Origin of the sequence: Actinomyces qiguomingii (genome assembly GCF_004102025.1) — a bacterium.
GTDB lineage: Bacteria > Actinomycetota > Actinomycetes > Actinomycetales > Actinomycetaceae > Actinomyces > Actinomyces qiguomingii.
In genome coordinates this window covers 3,068,394-3,086,335 of sequence record NZ_CP025228.1, presented here as the reverse complement: position 1 = coordinate 3,086,335, position 17,942 = coordinate 3,068,394, and the positions used below count along the sequence as shown (strand labels likewise).

Below are 17,942 nucleotides of genomic sequence, written 5' to 3'. Positions count from 1 at the left end.
AGGTGACCGCCGGATTACGTTCTGGCGTGTAATGATGGGCCCGCTTTCAACCAACAGGAGGATCCCATGACACGACTCTTCGGCACCGACGGCGTCCGTGGACTCGCCAATGAACTGCTCACCCCTGATCTCGCAGTCAGCCTCGGCCGCGCCGCGGCTAGTGTGCTGGTCGGCTCGGATGAATCCCCGCACCGGCTGGGCCGCCGTCCCCGCGCCGTCGTCGGCCGCGACACCCGTGCCAGTGGTGAGTTCCTCGACCACGCCATCAGCGCTGGCCTGGCCGCCTCCGGAATGGACGTCACTCGGGTGGGCGTGCTGCCCACCCCCGCCATCGCGCACCTGACCGCCAGCCAGGATGTCAGCCTGGGCGTGGTTATCTCCGCCTCCCACAACCCCTTCCCGGACAACGGCATCAAGTTCTTCGCCCGCGGCGGCTACAAGCTGGAGGATGCCGTGGAGGACCGCATCGAGGCGGCCCTGAGCGAGGACCTTCCCCGCCCCACCGGCGCCGACGTGGGCCGCGTCATCAAGGGCGAGACGGTGGCCGATCAGACCTACATCAACCACCTGGTGGACTCCGTGGCCACCGACCTGTCCGGCCTGCGCATCGTGGTGGATGCCTCCAACGGCGCCGCCAGCAGTGTCGGCCCCGCCGCCCTGCGCAACGCGGGCGCCGAGGTGATCGCCATCAACGCCTCCCCGGACGGGCTGAACATCAACGCCGACTGCGGCTCCACCCACCCCGAGCAGCTGCAGGCCTACGTGCGCAGCGTCGGGGCGGACATGGGGGTGGCTTATGACGGCGACGCCGACCGCTGCCTGGCCGTGGACGCTGAGGGCAACCTGGTGGACGGTGACCAGATCATGGGCCTGTTGGCCGTGGGCATGAAGGCCGACGGCACCCTCGGCTCCGACACGCTTGTGGTCACTGTGATGAGTAACCTCGGCCTGATCCTGGCCATGCGTGAGCACGGCATCCGCATCGTGCAGACCGGCGTGGGCGACCGCTACGTGCTGGAGAAGATGCTGCAGGGCGGTTACACCCTCGGCGGCGAGCAGTCCGGGCACGTCATCGACACCCTCCACGCCACCACCGGCGACGGCGTACTCACCTCCCTGCGCGTGGCCGCCCGCATGAAGCGCACCGGCAAGTCCCTGGCCGAGCTGGCCAGCATCGTGCAGCGGCTGCCGCAGACGCTCATCAACGTCCCCGGGGTCGACAAGGCCGCCGCCGGCACCAACAAGGCGGTGCAGGATGCCGTCGCCGACGCCGAGAAGCAGCTTGGACAGACCGGCCGCGTGCTCCTGCGCCCGTCCGGTACCGAGCCGCTGGTGCGCGTGATGGTGGAGGCCGCCAGCCAGGAGGAGGCTGACCGCGTGGCCGCCGGCCTGGCCGCCGTCGTCAAGGACAACCTCGCCCTGTGACGCGGCCCGACGCCGGGGGCGGCGGCCTGCGACTGCTGGACGCCGCGCATTAGCACGCGCTTGCCGCCGAGTCCCCGGTTCGTCAATGCCTGCGCGGGTGCCCATCGCCTTGATCGGGCGCGACCTCGACTTGCGCGTGGTGGAAGAGGCGGTCGCCACTAGCGGTTCGGCTGTCCCCCTCACGGAGACGGCGGCGGCCGCCCTCTTCCACGACCGAACTTTGGTGGCGCGGCCGCGCCAGGCGCCAGGACCGGGCCGATGTAGTGGCCCGTCCGGTTTGGTGGCCCTTCCGGTTTGAGGCGCGTCCGCCGAGTTCGGTCGATATAACCATCGAGTTCGGTCGATATGACGATCGAGTTCGGTTGGTGGGGTTGGCGGGGTGGGGGAGTGTCCGGATTCGGCACGAACGATGTTCCTTCGTCCGACGTCGTCTACCAGGTCCGCATGGTTTCAACGAGTCTGAGGGTGTGTGTTGGGAGGGGCGGGGTGTTTGTGCCGATTCTGGACACTTTGGCTCCCAGGTGCCGGCCTACCGCGTTGATGTGGTGGGCAGATCAGGGCGTCTGGTTGTAGGCCGGGTCCTTCCTTTGTTCGATCGGGCCGCGGTTGGACCACCAGCTGCCGTTGGACCGTCTGGCTGCCGTTGGACCGTCTGGCTGCCGTTGGACTGCCTGGAACGCACTCTCAGACGGTCCAAGCGCAGGAGCCCGGTCCATGCGCAGTAACGCGGTCCAAGTACGCGGCCGGCAGCCGCCTGGGTCCACACCCACCACCGCCAGCACCCTCAAACTGGAAGAGCCGTTTTGGGGCCGGGGTCGGGGTTGGTGGGTTTACTACTCCGGTTGGAGCTCTACTACTCCGGTTGGAGCTCTACTACTCCGGTTGGAGCTCTACTACTCCGGTTCGATGTCTACTACTCCGGTTCGGGCTCTACTACGCCATTTAGGTGTTTGTTGAAGGCCTCTGGACCGTTCAGCAGAGTCCTAAGTGGCGTACTCAACGGTGAAGTGGCGTAGTAGAGGTCCCGGCGGGGTTGGTGGGTGTTCGAGGTGGTGCTTGCCGGGGGCGTTGGTGGTCGGTGGTGTTGGTTGGGTGTAGGTGGGTGGTGTCCGGGGCTGTGGCGTGCGGTGCTGGTGTGGCGTGTGTGGTTGGTGGGGTGTGGCGGTGAGGTTGCGATTTGGTCTACGGTACAAAGTTTGGTGCGTTTTGACCCCGACTTTTCCGCATGACTTCGTTGAAAGTTGGTGGCTGGAGGGGGCTTGGGGGGTGTCGGTGGCGCTTGGCTTGTTTTCAACGAAAGGTGGTAGTTTTGGGGTGGTGTTAGCCGGTCTCGTGGGGTGCTTGCGGGGTCGGTGGCGATCTGGCCTCTGGAAGTGGCGGTATGACGCGGTTTCCAGAGGTAGGGGTCAGGAAGCACCTCGCACCTCCAGGTGCATTGAGACGATAGTGGCCAGGCGACAATCAACAATATCATTGGCGTCAGGAAGCACCTCGCACCTCCAGGTGCATTGAGACAGGCAGCCGTCTGAGTGGTGTACACCACCACCCGACGTCAGGAAGCACCTCGCACCTCCAGGTGTATTGAGACGTTCTCGAAGGTGTGACCCGCCGCGGTATTTACGTCAGGAAGCACCTCGCACCTCCGGGTGCATTGAGATGGAGGTGCGCCTGCCTCCCGATCGTCGAGTTCGGTTGTTGTGACGATCGAGTTCGGTTCTGCGCGGTTTTTGGCTTTGGGAGTGGGCCCGGGGTGTGGAGACCCAGTAGGGATGGAGGGCCGGTGGGGTGGAGTGTTCCCGGCGTGCGTGCCGGAACGATCTGGTGGTTTCGTGTGTCCACTGCGGTGGTCGCGGCCGCCGGTGGTTTCGCCACGTGTCGGGCGCCGGATGCTGGGGTGGAGTGTCGGATTTTGGGACAAGCGCTGCCGACGCCAACGTCAAGCGCTGCGGCATCGGTATCACTCCAACGCCCTGTTCACCGCCGCCAACGCCTTCGGGGCGCCTGATGCACGGCTTCTTCACCGCAGGTACTCGTACGTGAGGGACTTAGCGGCCGGGCCCCGCGCCGTTCGCCGGTGCGGGGCCCGGCCCGGTTTCAGGGGAGTTCACCGCATGGACTCACTCCATGGCGCGGATGACTTCCTCCACGGTCTCCTTGGCATCGCCGAAAAGCATGGCGGTGTTGTCCTTGAAGAACAGCGGATTCTGCACGCCCGCGTAGCCTGAGGCCATGGAGCGCTTGAACACCACGACCCGCTTGGCGTCCCACACCCGCAGCACCGGCATGCCGGCGATGGGGGAGCCGGGTTCCTCAGCGGCCGGGTTGACCGTGTCGTTCGCGCCGATGACCAGGACGACGTCGACGTCGGAGAAGCCATCGTTGACCTCGTCCATCTCCAGCACGAGGTCATAGGGGACCTTCGCCTCAGCCAGCAGCACGTTCATGTGCCCGGGCAGGCGGCCGGCCACGGGGTGGATGCCGAAGGTGACGTCCACGCCCTCCCTGCGCAGCATCTCCGTAAGCGTGGCCACCGGATACTGTGCCTGCGCCACCGCCATGCCGTAGCCGGGGGTAATGACCACGCGCTTGGCATCCTGCAGCGAACGGGCCACGGCTCCCACGTCGGTGCGCTGGATCGCGCCCGCCTCGCCCTCTACGGGGGCGGCTACCGACCCCTCAGTGCCGTAGCCGCCCAGCAGCACGGCGACGAAGGAGCGGTTCATCGCCTGGCACATCAGGTAGGACAGGTAGGCGCCGGAGGAGCCCACCAGGGCGCCGGTGATGATCAGCAGGTCGTTGTTGACCATGAAACCGGTGAAGGCGGAGGCCCAGCCGGAGTAGGAGTTCATGATGGCCACAACCACGGGCATGTCACCGCCACCGATGGCGATCACCAGGTGTGCGCCCAGGGCCAGGGCGATCACCGTCATCACCGCCAGGCACACCCAGGCTGCCGTAGAACCGGAGGGCAGTGCGATGAAGGCAATCATCAGCACCAGGCTGACCAGCAGCGCGGCGAGGTTGAGTCTGTTGCGGCCCGGCAGGGTGATCGGTCGGCCTGGCACGCGCCCGGCCAGCTTGAGCGCCGCCAGCACCGAACCGGTGAAAGTCACCGCACCCACGAACACGCCCAGGAACACCTCGCCCAGGTGAAAGCCGCCCAGTGACTCGGCCAGCGCGTCGGGGGAGGCGTAGGAGCTGTAGCCCACTAACACGGCGGCCAGGCCGACCAGGCCGTTCAGGACGGCGATCAGCTGGGGCATGCCGGTCATGGCGACTTTTCCGGCCAGCACCATGCCGATTACGGCGCCTATGCCGATCGCCAGGAAGATCAGGACCGCCGTCGTCACCACGCCCTGACCGGGGTCGGAGGTAAGCGCCAGGACAATGGCGGCCGCGATCGCAACCCCCATGCCGACGGCGCCGGCAATGTTCCCGGTCACCGCCGTCTCGTGGCGGGACAGCCCAGCGGCGGCCGCGATGAACAGCACCGCCGCGGCGACGTAGGCCAGTGCTACCGGCGAGGGCAGAGCCAGGCCGACGCCGTCGCTCGCGGCGGCTGAGAGCTCGGACGGCACAGCCGCAGACGTGAATGCGGGCAGGCAGGCAGCAGTTGCGCGGGACATGCCCTCACTCCTTCCGGAACATGGCGAGCATGCGGTTGGTGACCGCGAAACCGCCGAAGACGTTGATGGATGCGAGCATGATCGCGATGAAGGCGACCGCGCTGACCGCCGGGTTGTCGTTGCCGACCTGGGAGATGGCGCCCAGCAGGATGATGCCGGAAATGGCGTTCGTCACCGACATCAGCGGCGTGTGCAGTGCCGGGGTCACGTTTGAGATGACGTGGAAGCCGAGGATGATCGCCAGTGCCAGCACAATGTAGTGATTGGTGGCGGCGGCGGGGGTGACCAGCACCAGTGCGGCGAGGGCCGCGACGGCCAGCGCGACGCCGATTTTCAGGTGGCGGCGCGAGCGCGCCCGGGCGGCGGCCTCGGACTCGGCCTGGGCCTGCACCTCGGCTGCGGACCGCTCCGGGGCCGGGGCTGCGGGCGCCGCCTTGGGGGCAGCCGAGACCGCCACTGGCGGCGGAGGCCACAGCAGTTCGCCGGCCTGGCACACGGTGATCGCCCGCACCACCTGGTCGTCCAGGTCCAGGGTTAGATTACCGTCCTTGGCGGGCGTGACCAGCGTGAGCAGGTTGAGAATATTGCGGCCGTACAGTTGGGAGGCCTGGGCCGGCAGGCGCTCGGCCAGGTCGGTGTAACCGACGATGATCACTCCACCCTCGGTCGTGACTACTTCTCCGGGCACGGTCAGTTCGGTGTTGCCACCGTTGGCTGCGGCCATGTCCACGATCACCGAGCCGGGCTGCATGGCGTCTACGGCGGCCCGGTCCAGCAGTAGCGGGGCCTTCCTGCCGGGGATGTTCGCCGTCGTGATCACGATGTCCGCGGCGGCGGACTGCTCGGCGTACAGCGCGTTGGCCAGAGCTGCCTGGTCGGTGCTCATCTCTTTGGCGTAGCCGTCGGCGGAGACCTCCTGGGCGGTGGGAACGGGCACGAACTCGGCGCCCACCGACTTGACCTGGTCGGCCACCTCCGGACGAACATCGGTTCCCTTGACAACGGCTCCCAGCGAGTAGGCGGTGCCGATTGCGGCCAGGCCGGCCACACCCGCGCCGATTACGTACACGGAGGCGGGCGGAAACTTGCCGGCCGCGGTCACCTGGCCGTTGAGCAGTCGCCCGAAATGTGTGGCGGCCTCAATCACGGCCCGGTAGCCGGCCAGGTTCGCCTGGGAGGAGAGCACGTCCATGGACTGCGCTCGCGAGATGCGCGGCACCGTGTCGATCGCGAGAGCCGTCAGGGAGTGTTCTTGTAGGGCCTGAACGAGTTCCGGACGACGGGCGGGATCGAGCCGGCCGATGAGAGTGGCGCCGGGGTGCATGAGGTCGAGTTCGGCGTCGTCGGGAGCATAGGCGGTGACGACGACGTTACAGCCCCAGGTCTCGTCACGATCGGCGAGCCGGGCACCGGCATCCTCGTAGGCGGTGTCGGGAAAATGAGCCGGCGCTCCGGCTCCGCGCTGGACGACGACGTCGTAGCCCAGGCGGGTCAGTTGCTCGACCGTCTGCGGGGTGGCCGCGGTCATGGAACGGTCCGGAGGCTGACAGGGGATTCCCAGACGCATAGAAACTCCTTTCAGCGGGCGCGCCCGGCGGCGCAACTCGGCTCTGCGCGGGGAAGGCGGGTGCGCATGGGGTGACTGGCATAACAGTAGAACGTGGCGGGGGAGGGTGTCACGTGGTATCACACCGCCGCCGGAGGCGGGGTGGAGGCGCCTGCCATGCCAGGCGCTCGGCGTCGGCCCGGACACCGCCGCCGGACGCGGGCTGGAGGCAGGTAGGCCGGCTACTCACCCCCGCGCCCATACTGCGGCTCAGCTCACACTGATGATCTCTTGTGGAAAGTGAGTATCCGCGAGAGAGTAACGTTTGTCGGAACCGCCGCACGCAACAAGGAGAACATCGTGGCTACTACTTCACTCCCGTCCGTCACCGTTTTCGGGGCCGGCGCTATCGGCTCCGCCGTCGCACAGCTCGCCGTCAAGGCGGGAGCCTCCGTCCAGGTCCTGGCCCGCGACGAGACGAAGGCTGCCGCGGCGGCCGACGGCGCGACCGCAGGAACCGTCGGCGACGCCGTCACCGGCACCCTGGTAGTCCTGGCCCTGCCCTACCCGGCCATCGCTGAGGTGTTGTCCGCATACCCGGCCGACACCTTCGCCGGCAAGATCGTGGTCGATCCCTCCAATCCGATCGACTTTGGCACGCTCGACTCGGTCGTCGCACCCGGCTCCTCCGCTGCTGCGCAGGTTGCCGACCGCCTGCCCGGCGCGCAGGTCGTCAAGGCCTTCAACACGAACTTCGCCGCGACCCTCGCCACCGGCACCATCGCCGGTGAGCCGGCCACCGTCTATGTCGCCTCGGACAGTCAGGACGCCAAGGCGACCTTGCGTGGGCTCGCGGAGGCTGCGGGCCTGGCGTATGCGGACGCCGGAGCGCTCAAGCGGGCGCACGAGTTGGAGGCCATGGGTGCGCTCCAGATAGGCCTGGCCCTGAGCGAGCAGGTCGCCTGGACCGGAGGCTTCGCCGTCGTCAAGTGAAGCTGTCCGCCGGGCAGCCCACCAACCGTGTGACGCGTGTGCCCGCCGCCCTACTCGGGACGGCGGGCACAGCCCTGTACGCTGTACCTTCATCAGGGATCGATATAACCCATCGGTCGGGTGTCGACGGCGGGGTGAAGGGAGGACCAGCGCATGAGCGCGGCAGGCGAGGGCGATCACGCCTATAACCCCTACACTCGATCCTGCCCCTCGCGACGGCTGCTGCGTGAGCTCGGCGAGCTGTGGAGCGTACTGGTCTTCGGCGCCCTGTACGACGGCCCGCTGCGCTTCACCGAGATTGCACGGCGGGTGGACGGCATCTCCACCAAAATGCTCACCCAGACGCTGCGTACGCTCGAGCGCGACGGTCTGGTCAGCAGGGAGTACTACACCGAGTCGCCTCCGCGCGTCACCTACGCGCTGACCGAGCTGGGGCGAGACCTCGCCGATGTCATGGATGCCCTGGAGAAATGGGCCGTCGGGCACATGGATGAGGTGCTCGCCGCCCGCGAGGCGTACGACGCCGAGCATGCGGGTTAGCCATTTCCCGCAGGCCCCAGCTGTTGTCGGCGCTGGGGATCGCTGCCCGTAGCCCGCGTCTACTACGCCACTTGGGCGTTGGGTACGCCGGTTAGGCGTTGGTTGAAGGGCGCGGAGGCCTTCAGTAAAGGTCTAAGTGGCGTAGTAGAGGCCGAACGGGCGTGGTAGACACCCGCGGACGCGCCGGCGGTGACGCGGTCGGACGGTGGTAGAGGCCGGGCCGGCGTAGTAGACATCTGCGGGGGTGGCCGGGGTGGAGGTCTGGTCTGCGATTCGTGGTTGCGGCTGTTGTCGGCGCTGGGGATCGCTGCCCGTAGTCTCTCGTGTGCTACGCCACTTAGGCGTTGGGTACGCCACTTAGGCGTTGGGTACACCACTTAGGCGTTGGGTACGCCGGTTAGGTGTTGGGTGCGCCGGTTAGGTGTTGGGTATGCCGCTTGGGCGTTGGGTGCGCCGGTTAGGTGTTGGTTGAAGGCCCTGGAGGCCTTCAGCAAAGGTCTAAGTGGCGTAGTAGAGACCGAACCGGCGTAGTAGAGGCCGAACCGGCGTGGTAGACACCCGTGGTTGCGGCCGGGGCGGAGGTCTGGTCTGCGATTCGTGGTTGCGGCTGTTGTCGGCGCTGGGGATCGCTGCCCGTAGTTCCTCGTGTGCTACGCCACTTAGGCGTTGGGTACGCCGGTTAGGTGTTGGGTACGCCGGTTGGGTGTTGGGTACGCCAGTTAGGTATTGGGTACGCTGGTTAGGCGTTGGTTGAAGGGCGCGGAGGCCTTCAGCAAAGGCTTAAGTGGCGTAGTAGAGGCCGAACGGGCGTGGTAGACACCCGCGGACGCGCCGGCGGTGACGCGGTCGGACGGTGGTAGAGGCCGGGCCGGCGTAGTAGACATCCGTGGTTGCGGCCGGGGCGGAGGTCTGGTCTGCGATTCGTGGTTGCGGCTGTTGTCGGCGCTGGGGATCGCTGCCTGTAACCCTCGTGTGCTACGCAACTTGGGTGTTGGGTACGCCGGTTGGGTATTGGGTACGCCGCTTGGGTGTTGGGTACGCCAGTTAGGTATTGGGTACGCTGGTTAGGCGTTGGTTGAAGGGCGCGGAGGCCTTCAGCAAAGGTCTAAGTGGCGTAGTAGAGGCCGAACCGGCGTGGTAGACACCCGCGGACGCACCGGCGGTGACGCCGTCGGACGGTGGTAGAGGCCGGGCCGGCGTAGTAGAGACCGAACCCGCGTAGTAGAGGCCGGGGCGGCGTAGTAGACACCCGCGGGGCCGGGCCGGGTCGGGCTGGGCCGGATGGGGTCGCGCGCGTTGGCGGCCGTGCGCTTCTGGCAGCAGCGGCGGTGGCTGTGAGATAACCCTCCTGCCGGGGCGCGAGGCGGCACGGCGACTCTGCTGCGGTCAAAGTAACGGGATGGATGCGGTGGTGGCATGTCCTGCTGCCGGTCCGGGACCGACCGGGGTCAGGCCCCGCCCGCGAGTCGATTGAGGGAGTTGACATGCCTGCGTCCGTTCACAACGATCCGCCCGATTCGTACGGGGGCGTCCCCGCAGTCGGCGCGTCGATGCAGGCACCGGAGGCGCTGGTGCGCCGGCCAAGCTCCTTCACCTACGTCTTCGGCGGATTCTTCGCGCTGGTGGGAATCATGTTTCTAACAATCGGCTCCCGGTTGCTCGCCTTCGGGGTAGCCGTGCCGCCGTTAGCCGAGGTCGACGAGATCTGAATATGGGCTGAGTCTCGCGGCTACGCACGCGAAGTCGGCTACGCACGCGAAGTCGGCGCCGCACCGGTCGGAGCGATACCGCCGTCACCGTCCGCGCCGGAGACAGCCCCCCGATACGGCGCTCGATACGACGGGCCGTATGCGGCGCCGCCGGCGCCCGCAGGCGGACTATCGCCCGAGGATAGGGCCTCCTCGCCGCTGACGCCGAGGTGGAGCACCGCCGCGTCGCCACCGCCCAGCACATCGAGTATCGGCGCGCATATCCCCAGGAGCAGCGATGACTGAATACACCCGGCAAAGCCCCCAAGGCGGGTCCGATCGCGGTGCCGCACCCTTTTGATGTTCACGGCATACATTCACGAGGCCTGCTACGGATGGTTCACCTGTCCTGGCCCGATTCCCGTGCCGGATTCATCGTCGTCACAGACGCCACCGGCAAACACGCCCCGGTGACCGTGGTAGAGGTGGAAACGGCTGGCAAAAGAACGAGACTGCCCGCTCCGCGCCTAATCCTCCCGAACGCGACTCGAGGTCGAGGCCGACGCCGTTTGGTCCTGGGCGCTGGCCCGCGGCTACGCCAGCGAGACCGTGCCCGCTCTGCGCACCCGGCAAGGCGTGGACCCACGTGCCGCGCAAGCCATACAAAATGCCCCGACCTGAAACCATCAGGCCGGGGCGTGGACCCACGTGCCGCGCAAGCCATACCTTCCATAGGAGTGGTGCCACGCGCCCTGCCCGTCGATCGGACACTGCTTGCCCATGAGCCCCTGATGCTCAGGGACAAGCCGAACTGGCGCGGTCTCATCCCCAACATCGTCATGCTCTTGTTCCTATGCATCGTGGCGCTGCCGGCGGTGCTCGGTCCGGAGTGGACGTCGCAGGCATTTGCCGGAGTGTTCCGGGAGGACGGTACGCTGCGCGTGCCCGGCACGGCGCGTTTCTCCAAGCATGAGGACCAGGCCCTGCTGGCCGCTGCGGCCGCGGTGGAAACGATCTGGGAGTGGGGCGGCTCCCGTGCAGCTGCCTACGACGACGGCTCCTACTGGCCAGTCCCCAACGACGAAATCGAACAGGAGCGCCGCGCCAATAATCGCTGAATCGCTTATCTCATGTCCCGCCGCTTCATGCAGCAGGCGGACACAGTCGGCCGTCACTGACGGTCGGCGCTGCCGCAGGGTCCCAACTCGGTCGGGAGCAGTCAGGCCTTGCGCAGCAGCACCCGGCTCATGTGGTGGTCGGCGTCCTTGCGCAGCACGAGCGTGGCCCGTCCGCGCGTGGGGGCGATGTTCTCCCGCAGGTTGGTCAGGTTGATGCTCTCCCACACCTCGTTGGCCGCCGCCAGGGCGATATCGTCCGGGATGGCCGCGTAACGTCGGAAGTAGGAGTTGGGGTCCTTGAATGCGGTGTGCTTCAGCGTCAGGAAACGATCCAGGTACCAGCGGCGGATGTGCTCCGGATCGGCGTCCACGTAAATGGAGAAGTCGATGAAATCGCTCACCGCCAGCGCCGACGCCGCCGGCAGACCGTCGTCGTGAACCACCCGCCGCCCCCGAGGCGCGGGCTGCAGCACATTCAGCCCCTCCAGCACCAGCACGTCGGGGTGCTCCACCACTTTCTTCGCTCCCGGCACGATGTCATAGACGGTGTGGGAGTACACCGGTGCTTCCACCCTGGGCGCACCGGACTTCACCGCGGTCACGAATTCCAGCAGGGCGCGCTGGTCGTAGGACTCCGGGAAGCCCTTGCGTGCGGTCAGCCCGCGCTCCTCCAACACCGCATTGGGCAGCAGGAAGCCGTCGGTGGTCACCAGGTCCACGCGCGGGGTGTCGGGGAAGCGGGCCAGCAGATGGGCGAGCAGGCGCGCCGTCGTCGACTTGCCGACGGCCACCGAACCGGCCACAGCCACCACGAACGGCGTCGGGCGCTCATCAACCCCCAGGAAGCCGGCCGTGCGGCGGGCGCGCTCACGAGCGGTGGCGATGAAATGCTCCAACAGCGCCGTCAGCGGCCGGTAGACCACGTCGACCTCCGGCAGGTCGATCGGGTCGCCCAGGCCCCGCAGCTTCTCAACATCCGCCTGGGTCAGCGGCAACGGCGCAGAGGATGCCAGCGCACGCCACTGGTCGCGGCGCAGCTCGATGTACGGCGAGGGAGCCGCTCCGGACGGCGCCGCGGGGCAGACGGGGGTGTTCACCATGCCAGTGTGGCGCATTGTCACCTTACCCGCACGCGCCGCCGTCCCCCCGAGGCTGTGACGGTGCACCTCTCAATCGGTCATCGCTCCGCGTGTCAGTCCACATGCAGCAAGCACGTTGAATCGGGAGGCGGGTTGGTGGTTCGATCAGCCACATGTGTGGAATCGTCGGCCACGTCGGCCCCCTGACCTCAATCAGCTCCGCAGACGCCCCCGGCTCCGGCCGCTCCCTGGAGGTACTGCTGGACGGACTGTCCCGCCTGGAGTACCGCGGCTACGACTCGGCCGGCATCGCCCTGGTGCGCCCCAACGGGACCGAACGACTGACAACCGTGAAGGCCGCAGGCAAATTGGACAACCTGCGCGCAGCCTTGGACGGGGCCAAGCCCGCCCCGGCCACCGCCGGCATCGGCCACACCCGCTGGGCCACCCACGGCGGCCCCACCACCGCTAACGCCCACCCCCACCGGGCCGGCTCCCTGGCGGTCGTCCACAACGGCATCATTGAGAACTTCCGCGCCCTGCGCGCAGAGGTTGAGGATGCGGGTCGCACCCTGCTTTCCGCCACCGACACCGAGGTTGTCGCCCACCTGCTCGACCTCGACTTCACTGCCCGGCTGGCCGCCGCGGGCGAGGCCGACGCCGTGGAACCGGACGCGGCCGCCGCGGCCCTGGTTGAGTCCATGCGCGCCGTCACCGCCCGCCTGGAGGGAACCTTCGCCCTGCTGGCCGTCACCGAGTTCGCCCCCGGCGCGATCGTCGCGGCCCGGCGCTCCAGTCCGCTGGTGATCGGCCTGGGAGAGGGGGAGAACTTCCTCGGCTCGGACGTGGCCGCCTTCGTCGCCTTCACCACCCACGCCGCCGAGGTCGACGACGACCAGGTCCTGCTGCTGACCGCCGACGCCGTCACCGTGTGGGATGCCGCCGGCAACGTCGTCGCCCCGCGCACCTGGGAGGTCTCCTGGGACGCCTCGGCCGCCGTCAAGGGCGGGTACGAGACCTTCATGGACAAGGAGATCCACGATCAGCCCACCGCCGTCGCCGACACCCTGCTCGGACGCGTCAACGACCGCGGCGAGCTGGTGCTGGACGAGATGCGCATCGAGCCGACCGTGTTGCGCAGTATCGACAAGATCATCGTGGTCGCCTGCGGGACGGCCGCCTACGCCGGGCATGTGGCCAAATACGCCATTGAGCATTGGTGCCGTATCCCGGTGGAGATCGAACTCGCCCACGAGTTCCGCTACCGCGACCCGATCGTTTCGGAGAAGACCCTGACCGTGGCCATCTCCCAATCCGGGGAGACCATGGACACCATTCACGCGGTCCGCCACGCCCGCGAGCAGGGCAGCCGGGTCCTGGCCATCGTCAACACCTACGGCTCGACCATCGCCCGTGAGGCCGATGCGGTCCTGTACACCCACGCCGGGCCGGAGGTGGCCGTGGCCTCCACGAAGGCCTTCATCGCCCAGATCACCGCCTGCTACCTGCTGGGCCTGTACCTGGCGCAGTTGCGCGGCAACAAGTGGCCCGACGAGGTCGCCGAGTACTTGGACAACCTGGGGCGGATGCCCGCCAAGATTGAGCGCCTGCTCGCCGAGCAGGAGGACATGGTGCGCGAGCTGGGGGAGCAGCTGGCCGACCGGAGCTCCTTCCTGTTCCTGGGGCGGCACGTCGGTTATCCGGTGGCCCTGGAGGGGGCACTGAAACTCAAGGAGGTCGCCTACGTGCACGCCGAGGGCTTCGCCGCTGGTGAGCTCAAGCACGGCCCCATCGCTCTGGTAGAGGACGGGCTGCCGGTGTTCGTCATTGTGCCGACCCCGCGCCGCCCCGTTCTGCACGACAAGGTTATCTCCAACATTCAGGAGGTGCGCGCACGTGGCGCCCGCACCATCGTTATCGCCGAGGAGGGCGATGAGGCGGTCACGCCCTTTGCGGACACCGTGATTCACATCCCGGCCGCCCCGACCCTGATGTGGCCGCTGCTGACGGTGGTGCCGTTGCAGATCTTCGCCGCCGCCCTGGCCAAGGCCAAGGGCCTGGACGTGGACCAGCCACGCAACCTGGCCAAGTCCGTCACCGTGGAGTAGCCGGTGGCGCTAACGCTGTGACGCGATGATGATGGGACGGTGAGTACCGCCATAGGACCCGGCCCTGTGCCACGCCCATTCGATTCCATCAGCGGTGGCGGCGCCGACGCTCGGAGCGCCCCCGGACGGGCAACGGTGGCCGCCCGCGCCTACCCCGCCCGCGCCGTCGCCGACGCCGAGGCGGCGCTGACCGCGGGCACCGACCGTTACATGCACTCCGCCGCGCATGCGCTGGCACTTGCCGCCGTGGAGGAGCTCCGGGAGGTGCGTGGCACCGTGCCCGGGGCGCGCGTGCTGCTGCTGGTGGGTGGCGGGCACAACGGCGGGGATGCCCTGCTGGCAGGCGCCCTGCTGGCGCGCCGCGGCTGCGCAGTTACCGCCGCCCCCGCAACCGACTCCTCCCGCTTACATGCCACAGCGCTGGCGGCGGCTCGCGCCGCCGGAGTGCGCCTGGCAGCAGAGCCTCGGTCCGCGGCCCGCAGCGCCGCCGGAGGGGGCGGGGGACGGGTCGGAGTCGACCTGGTGATCGATGGGCTGACCGGCATCGGTGCCACCGGACCGCTGCGGTCCGCCGCGGCCGAACTCATCGCCCCGCTGCGCGACGCCGGGCAGCCGGGGGAGCGGGACTTCCGGGTGCTGGCCGTGGACCTGCCCTCCGGCCTCGGCGTGGATGACGGTACTCTGCCCGGTCCTGTGCTGGCCGCCGACTGCACCGTCACCTTCACCTGCTACAAGGCCGCTCACCTGCTGCCGCCCGCCGCACCCCTGTGCGGGCGAGTGGAGGTGGCCGACCTGGAGTTGCCGGTGCCGGCCGGGACCGCGCTGACAGTCAGGCCCGCGGATGCCGAATTCGGCCGCCTGCTGCGCGTGCCCGGGGACCGCGACCATAAGTACACCCGGGGCGTGGTTGGCTTGTGGGCCGGCAGTCAGACCTACCCGGGGGCAGCGGTGCTGGCCGCATCGGCGGCTGTGCGCACCGGTGCAGGCATGGTGCGGTTGACCGCACCGCAACGGGTGGTGGATCTGGTGCTCGCTCGCCGCCCCGAGGTCGTGCCCGCTGACGGGCGCTGCCAGGCGCTGGTGATCGGCCCCGGCACTGACCCGGCCGACGCCTCGCGCGCCGCCGAACTTGACGCGGCCCTACAGCGGACGCTCGGCGACCATGGTGAGCCTGTCTACGCGGTCATTGACGCCGGGGCCTTGCCCCTGCTGGCCGCCCGGGTCACCGCCGGGGCCCGCTGCGCACCGCGACATGTGCTCACCCCGCACGCCGGCGAGGCGGCCGCTCTGCTGAGTGCACTGGGGGAGGGGACAACGCGGGAGGCCGTTGAGGCGTCCCCGGCCGCCGCAGTGCGTTGCCTGGCGGAGGCGACCGGGGCCAGCGTGCTGTTGAAGACGACGCCGACGCTGATCGCCTCCCCGGCTGGGACTGTGCTGTCGGTCGGCTCCGGCCCGGGTTGGTTGGCCACCGCCGGCAGTGGAGATGTGCTGGCCGGCATTATCGGCGCCCTACTGGCGGCCGTTCGGGCCGATGTTGACAACGGCGTACTTCCAGCTGTCCGGGGCGCTGAGGCGGTGGACGCAGCCCGCTGCGCGGCCCTGGGGGTACGGCTGCATGCACTCGCGGCCGCGCGGGCGGCGGATACGGCAGTAACCACCGCGGCCGGACGGCCGTATGAGCGCGCGGGACATCCGGTTGCCGCGTTGGACCTTACCGAGGCGATCCCGGCGGCCTGGGAACAACTCTGGAGAGCCAGCCGGAGCCGATGTTCTGGACGAGGATGACAAGCCGCACCGGTGTCACAGGCCGCGTCTGGACAGGATCATCACCGAGTCGGTGGCGATGACCAGGCGCCGGGCCGCATGGAGTGGAACAATCAGTCCCGTGAACGCGTCCACTGGCACCCCGCTTCCAGCGACGACCTCCCGCGCCGTCATCGACCTCGACGCCATCGCCCACAATGCCCACGTGCTCGCCGCGGTTGGCGGCGTGCCCTGGATGGCGGTGGTCAAAGCCGACGCCTACGGTCACGGCCTCGCCCCGGTGGCCATCACCTGCCTGCGCGCCGGTGCCACCTGGCTGGGGGTGGCCCAACTCGCCGAGGCCCTGCACCTGCGTGCTCTGCTCGACGCTGCAGGTGTGGCCCGCCCCGCTCACCACCCCGACTCCGTCCCCACCTCCGAGCGTCCCCGCCTGCTGTGCTGGCTGATGCCCGTGCTCACCCCCGAACAGGCCGCCGCCCCCGGATCCGTGCTGCGCGCCGCGCTCGCGGCCGGAATCGACCTGTCGGTGTCCACTCGCGCCCAACTAGACGCCATCGCCGCCGCGGCCCGTGCTGAATCGGCCGCTGCCGGAGTCCCCGCCCGCATCCACCTCAAGGTTGATACCGGCATGTCCCGCGGCGGCGCGGCCGCGGCCGACCTGCCCGCCCTCGCCGCCGCGGCCAAGGCCGCCGAAGACGAGGGCACCGTCGCCGTGGTTGCGCTTTGGAGCCACTTGTCCCGCGCCGAGGAGCTCGGCTCCGGCTCCACCGCAAAACATCTGTCCCGCTTCCTGGAGGCTGAGCGGACAGTGGCCGAGGCCGGCCTGAACCCGCGGCTGCGTCACCTGGCCGCCACCGCCGGGCTGCTCTGGCATCCGGACGCCCGTCTGGATCTAGTGCGCATAGGCATCGGCCTGTACGGGCTGTCCCCTGATCCGGCCGTGGCGAACTCCGCGGCCTTGGATCTGGTGCCGGCCATGCGGCTGGAGGCGCCGTTAACCCAGGTCAAACGCATCCCGGCCGGACAGGCGGTCTCCTACGGCGGCACCTGGCGCGCCCCCACCGACCGCTGGCTCGGGCTAGTCCCCCTCGGTTACGGTGACGGAGTCCCCCGTGCCGCATCCAACGGCGGTCCGGTGGCCGTGGGCGGCATTCGCTCCGCCATCGTTGGGCGGGTGTGCATGGATCAGGTGGTCATCGATCTAGGTCCGGCCACCACACCGGAAGGTGCACCACTGGACCCTCCCGCTGCGGCCGGCGACGTGGCCGTGCTGTGGGGCGCTCCCGATGCGGTGATCCCCGCCGCCGACGAGTGGGCCCAGGTCTGCTCCACCATCAACTACGAGATCGTCACCCGCCTGGGTGAGCGCGTCCCGCGTGTATACCTGGGCCGCGATGCCGCCCGTATCTCCTCCCTGCATGACCAGGAGCCGCGCGCATGAGCAAGCGTGAAGTCTGGAGCACCGCCCCGAGGGCCGGAAGCGTCACCGTTCCCACCGACTCCGCCGACGCCACCCGGGGACTCGGCGCCCGCGTCGCCGCACTGCTGCGAGCGGGGGATGTGGTGGTACTAACCGGTGGGCTGGGGGCAGGTAAGACCACCCTCGCTCAGGGGATTGGTGCCGCCATGGGGGTGCGGGGCCGCATCTGCTCGCCGACCTTCGTCATTGCCCGCGTACACCCCGCCCCCGGCGCCGGCCCCGACCTGATCCACGTGGACGCCTACCGGATCTCCGGCCTGGAGGAGCTTGACGCCCTCGACCTGGACTCCTCCGTCGCCGAGGCGGTCACCCTGATGGAGTGGGGTGAGGGCAAGGCCGAGGCGCTTTCGGAAGACCGCCTGGAGATCACCGTCACTCGCCCCCGCGGCGGACTGGCCGCCGCCTCGCCCACCGGTCACAGTGAAACAGGCACGGTCACCGACCTGGCCCGGGCCGACGACGGGCAGCGCGTCATCACCATCACCGCGGTCGGGCCCCGGTGGGACGGCGTGGACCTCGGTGCGCTGGCCGTCCAGGACCCCGGCCACCGACCGCACAGCCGGGACCACTGATCT

Annotated in this window: 12 protein-coding genes; 9 read left to right on the top strand and 3 right to left on the bottom strand. The window is 68.7% G+C overall.

Annotation, left to right across the window (positions count from 1 at the left end; all coding sequences use genetic code 11):
* The first annotated feature begins 66 nt into the window (after positions 1 to 66).
* Entirely contained in the window at positions 67 to 1,425 is a 1,359-nt protein-coding gene (glmM, locus tag CWT10_RS12965) for a phosphoglucosamine mutase (RefSeq protein WP_103063246.1), read from the top strand.
* Between the two features lie 2,117 nt (positions 1,426 to 3,542).
* Here the strand turns inward: glmM and CWT10_RS12960 are convergent.
* Together CWT10_RS12960 and CWT10_RS12955 are read right to left on the bottom strand one after the other, a co-directional pair.
* Positions 3,543 to 5,051 (bottom strand): NAD(P)(+) transhydrogenase (Re/Si-specific) subunit beta, encoded by a 1,509-nt coding sequence (locus CWT10_RS12960; protein ID WP_103063322.1) that lies wholly within the window; start codon positions 5,049 to 5,051, stop codon positions 3,543 to 3,545.
* A 4-nt stretch (positions 5,052 to 5,055) separates the two neighbouring features.
* Entirely contained in the window at positions 5,056 to 6,618 is a 1,563-nt protein-coding gene (locus CWT10_RS12955; RefSeq protein ID WP_103063321.1) for a Re/Si-specific NAD(P)(+) transhydrogenase subunit alpha, read from the bottom strand.
* Positions 6,619 to 6,957: 339 nt separating this feature from the next.
* Between CWT10_RS12955 and CWT10_RS12950 the strand changes: the two genes are divergently transcribed.
* The 4 genes from CWT10_RS12950 (at position 6,958) to CWT10_RS12935 (ending at position 10,936) form a co-directional block, all read left to right on the top strand.
* The gene (locus CWT10_RS12950) at positions 6,958 to 7,590 is read left to right on the top strand and encodes an NADPH-dependent F420 reductase (protein ID WP_103063320.1); all 633 of its coding nucleotides are present in this window, start codon (positions 6,958 to 6,960) and stop codon (positions 7,588 to 7,590) included.
* A 153-nt stretch (positions 7,591 to 7,743) separates the two neighbouring features.
* On the top strand, positions 7,744 to 8,130 hold the full coding sequence (locus CWT10_RS12945) for a winged helix-turn-helix transcriptional regulator (RefSeq protein WP_103063319.1): 387 nt from the start codon (positions 7,744 to 7,746) through the stop codon (positions 8,128 to 8,130).
* Between the two features lie 1,484 nt (positions 8,131 to 9,614).
* Positions 9,615 to 9,839 (top strand): hypothetical protein, encoded by a 225-nt coding sequence (locus CWT10_RS12940; protein WP_103063318.1) that lies wholly within the window; start codon positions 9,615 to 9,617, stop codon positions 9,837 to 9,839.
* Positions 9,840 to 10,558: 719 nt separating this feature from the next.
* Positions 10,559 to 10,936 (top strand): hypothetical protein, encoded by a 378-nt coding sequence (locus CWT10_RS12935; protein ID WP_103063317.1) that lies wholly within the window; start codon positions 10,559 to 10,561, stop codon positions 10,934 to 10,936.
* A gap of 101 nt (positions 10,937 to 11,037) precedes the next feature.
* On the opposite strand, the gene coaA is transcribed toward CWT10_RS12935, so the two are convergent.
* Entirely contained in the window at positions 11,038 to 12,036 is a 999-nt protein-coding gene (coaA, locus tag CWT10_RS12930) for a type I pantothenate kinase (protein ID WP_103063324.1), read from the bottom strand.
* 152 nt (positions 12,037 to 12,188) lie between these two features.
* Here coaA and glmS point away from each other — a divergent pair, with 152 nt between their 5' ends.
* The 4 genes from glmS to tsaE all read left to right on the top strand — a co-directional run bounded on the left by glmS (position 12,189) and on the right by tsaE (position 17,939).
* Complete coding sequence (gene glmS, locus CWT10_RS12925) at positions 12,189 to 14,123, top strand: glutamine--fructose-6-phosphate transaminase (isomerizing) (RefSeq protein ID WP_103063316.1); 1,935 nt, start codon at positions 12,189 to 12,191, stop codon at positions 14,121 to 14,123.
* Positions 14,124 to 14,258: 135 nt separating this feature from the next.
* Positions 14,259 to 15,908: a bifunctional ADP-dependent NAD(P)H-hydrate dehydratase/NAD(P)H-hydrate epimerase gene (locus tag CWT10_RS12920; protein ID WP_233188176.1), complete on the top strand. Its 1,650-nt coding sequence runs from the start codon at positions 14,259 to 14,261 to the stop codon at positions 15,906 to 15,908.
* A 58-nt stretch (positions 15,909 to 15,966) separates the two neighbouring features.
* Positions 15,967 to 17,328: an alanine racemase gene (gene alr, locus CWT10_RS12915; RefSeq protein ID WP_103063315.1), complete on the top strand. Its 1,362-nt coding sequence runs from the start codon at positions 15,967 to 15,969 to the stop codon at positions 17,326 to 17,328.
* Entirely contained in the window at positions 17,325 to 17,939 is a 615-nt protein-coding gene (tsaE, locus tag CWT10_RS12910) for a tRNA (adenosine(37)-N6)-threonylcarbamoyltransferase complex ATPase subunit type 1 TsaE (RefSeq protein ID WP_103063314.1), read from the top strand. Before alr ends, tsaE begins: the two co-directional genes overlap by 4 nt.
* Positions 17,940 to 17,942: the final 3 nt, after the last annotated feature.